Annotated in this window: 3 protein-coding genes; all 3 read right to left on the bottom strand. The window is 67.4% G+C overall.

Annotated elements, in window-relative coordinates; all coding sequences use genetic code 11:
- A partial coding sequence (locus tag AB4Y99_RS27110; RefSeq protein WP_441525519.1) for an Ldh family oxidoreductase occupies nucleotides 1-920 on the bottom strand: 920 nt, incomplete at its 3' end.
- Nucleotides 921-1,083: 163 nt separating this feature from the next.
- On the bottom strand, nucleotides 1,084-2,436 hold the full coding sequence (locus tag AB4Y99_RS27105; RefSeq protein ID WP_441525518.1) for a hydantoinase B/oxoprolinase family protein: 1,353 nt from the start codon (nucleotides 2,434-2,436) through the stop codon (nucleotides 1,084-1,086).
- Between the two features lie 23 nt (nucleotides 2,437-2,459).
- On the bottom strand, nucleotides 2,460-3,437 hold a 978-nt coding region (locus AB4Y99_RS27100), incomplete at its 5' end, for a hydantoinase/oxoprolinase family protein (RefSeq protein ID WP_441525517.1).

Genomic DNA, 3,437 nt, shown 5'->3' with positions numbered 1-3,437 from the left:
GCGCCCTCCTGTTCGGTGATGGCGCTGAACAGGCGTTCGAGCCGCTCGCCTGAGCCGGGACCAGCGATCGCGCCGGTATCGATCGCGACAAAGAACTGGCCAGTGCGCGGCGAACCGCCGAGATTGTCGGCGAAGGAGGAGGCGTCGATCGAAAGATTGGCGCCGGTCAGCCAGGCTGCGAATATTTCGACGATGAGCGCGAGCCCCGCGCCCTTGTAACCGCCGGCCGGCACCATCGTGCCACCCGCCAGCGCCGCCTGCGGATCGGTCGTGGGATTGCCGGCACTGTCCAGCGCCCAGCCGGGCGGAATCGGCTCGCCGCGCTGCTGATGTACGACAATCTCGCTCTTCGCGACGACGCTCGACGACTGGTCGAGCACGAGCGGGTCAGCCCCGGCGCGTGGCACCGCCAGCGCGATCGGGTTGGTGCCGAAGACCGGTTTCGTGCCGCCCATCGGCGCAATCGAGGCCGGCGCATTGACGAAGGCGAGAGCGAGCAATCCTTCGCGTCCCAATCGCTCGACATGGTAGCCGACGACGCCGCAATTATAGGAATTGGTCACCGCGAGCGCGGCGATGCCCTGCGCCTTTGCCGCCTCGCACAGGGCGGGCAGGCCGAAATCGATGGCCGGATGGGCGAACCCCCCCTTCGCGTCGACGCGGACCAGGCCGGGTCGGGGGCTATCCAGGACTGGACGAGCCTTGCCGTCGATCTTGCCGACCTTGGCATGTTCGCAATAGGTCGGCAGCCGGGCGAGGCCATGGCTGTGGATGCCCTCCGCCTCGGCCGCGACCACCGAAGCGGTGATCGCGGGTTCATTGCGCGCATCAACGCCGCAGGCGGTCAACACCCGCCGGGTCAGCGCTTCGACGTCGGAGAGGCTGAGATGGACGGCGTCCATTGGCTGATCATCGCTCATGCGACGGCTCCCATCTGTTCGGAGTAGCCGTAGAGCGAAACGGCTTTTTCGGGGCTGATCATGCCGTCGGCGAGGTCCTTGGCGATGCGCTGCGGATCCCGCTTCAGCGGATCGCCGAAGCCGCCGCCGCCCGAGGTCTCGATCGTGACGACGTCGCCGCGCTTCAGCGGAATGCCGGGAATTGTCCGGCGCCGCCCGAATCCGGGATCAGCCCGTATTTCGTGAAGGTGACGGGGTACTTCGCCTCGACCATCTCGATCGGCGCATTGGTGTTGTTGTGCAGCCCGCAGGAGAGCGCGCTTGCACCGTCGCCGCCGGCATGGCCACCCCAGCCGCCGACCTCGATGTCGAAATAGACCTGCCCTTTGCCCTTCCGGCCGACCGTCTGCAGCGCATAGACATAGGAGATCGCGTAGTAGGCCGCTGGAATGCGCTGGGGCGCGATCTCGGCCAACGCCCCAAAGACGGCGATCGCGATGCGGTGATTGATCACCATGCGCCCCGCGACGGGGGCCGGGAACACGGCATCGACGACGCTGCCCTCGGGCAATGTCACGGTGACGGGCCGGTAGCAGCCGGAATTCGCGGGAATGTCGCCGCCCAGCGCGGCGAGCAGAGCGTAATAGACGGCGGAGCAGGTCATGGCGCGGGTGTTGTTGACCGGGCCGCTGACCTGGGGGCTGGAGCCGGCGAAATCGAGCGCGATGCTGTCACCGGTCTTGACGATTTTCACGGCCAGTCGGATCGGCTCGTTGGATTGGCCGTCATCGTCGACCAGCTCGACGAAGCAGGCCTCGCCATCGGGCAGCGCCTTCAGCCCGGCGCGCATCATCGCCTCGGAGCCGTCGAGGATCGCCGCCATTGCGGCAGCCAGCGAATCCGCGCCGTATTTGCGGGCCATGCGGGCGACGGCGCGCTCGCCGATGCCGAGCGCCGCGATCTGCGCGTTGAGGTCGCCGCGCGTCTCGTCGGGCTGGCGGACATTGTGCAGCAGCATCTCGAAGACGCCAGTGTTGAGCAAGCCCTTTTCGACGAGCCGAAGCGGCGGGATTCGGATGCCCTCTTGGAACACCTCGGTCGCGGCGGCGTAGTAGCTGCCGGCGGCGGCGCCGCCGACATCGACATGGTGGCAGAGGGTGCCGACGATGCCGACGCGCCTTCCATCGACGAAGACGGGCCGGAAGGTCTGGATATCCGGCAGGTGCTGGCCCCCGGAATAGGGATCGTTGGTGACGATCACGTCGCCGTCCTGCCATTGGTCGAGCGGGATGAAGCGGTCGAGGATCGTGCGCAGGCAGTCCGACATCGAGTTGAGATGGACGGGGATGCGCGCCGACTGGGCGATGTTGTTGCCTTCCGCGTCGAAGACGGCAGTCGAGAAATCGAGAATCTCGCGCACCACGGTCGAGCGGCTGGTGCGCCAGATCGTGATGCTCATCTCCTCGGACGCCGCGACCAGCGCGTTGCGGATGACCTCGAGGCGGATCGGGTCGATGCCCGGCTGAGGGTTGGACATGGGTTTCGTCATGATCTGGGACCTCAATGGCTGTCGGCGCGGTCGGCGATCAGGGCGCCCGACGCATGGGTCAGGATCGTCCAGCCGGCGGGGAGATAGATCGAGGTGTAGGGCTCCTCGACGATGGCGGGACCAGCGACCGGCGCGGTGCGGCCAATTGCGTCGCGCTTGCGCACTGGCGTCGCGACTGCGCCATGGCGGCCATGGACCCGTCGGGTCGGCGCGGTGTCGTCGACCTTCGTCTCGATGCCTTGCGCGGGCACCGGCTTGGCGAGGCGGCCGACGGCCTTCAGCCGGAGCGCTACGATCTCGACCGGCACCTCCGGCTCATCATAGGAGAAACGCTGGCGATGCAGGGCATGGAAGCCTGCGGTCGCCTTGGCAACGCCCGCAGGCGCGAAATCGGCATCGTCGAGCGCGACGCGCAGATCGAAGGCCTGGCCGGAATAGCGTAGGTCGACCGCCCATTCGAAGCTCTGCGCGGCTTCCATGACGCCGTCCTCGGTCAGCAATTGCCGCGCTTCCGCGACGAGGCGCTTGGCCTTCTCGCCCAGGCCGGGTGCGAGATCGGCGAAGAGACCGATCTGCGTGGCGCTGAGATCATGGGCGATGTCGGACCAGAGGATGCCCCAGGCTGAGAGCGTCGAGGCATGGGCCGGGAAGATCACGCGGCGGATGCCCAGTTCCTCCGCGACCTCGCAGGCATGGACGCCGCCGGCGCCGCCGAAGGAAAGCAGCGCGAAGTCCTCGGGGTCCATGCCCTTTTCGAAGAGCGAAAGACGCGTCGCTGTCGCCAGTGCCGAATTTGCGACGTCGATGACGCCGGCCGCGACCTGGTCGACCGAGAGGTTGAGGCGGCTCGCGATCTCCTGTGCAGCCTTCTGCGCGGCCTGCCGGTCGAGCGGCATTGCACCGCCCATGAAGCTCGCCCCGTCGAGGCGGCCGAGCAGCAGGTTGGCGTCGGTGACAGTGAGTTTCATTCCGCCTTTGCCGTAGCAGGC

It is taken from the genome of Allobosea sp. TAB14 (assembly GCF_052113865.1).
In the GTDB taxonomy this organism is placed as follows: domain Bacteria; phylum Pseudomonadota; class Alphaproteobacteria; order Rhizobiales; family Beijerinckiaceae; genus Allobosea; species Allobosea spartocytisi.
This window is presented reverse-complemented; position numbering and strand designations above follow the sequence as displayed.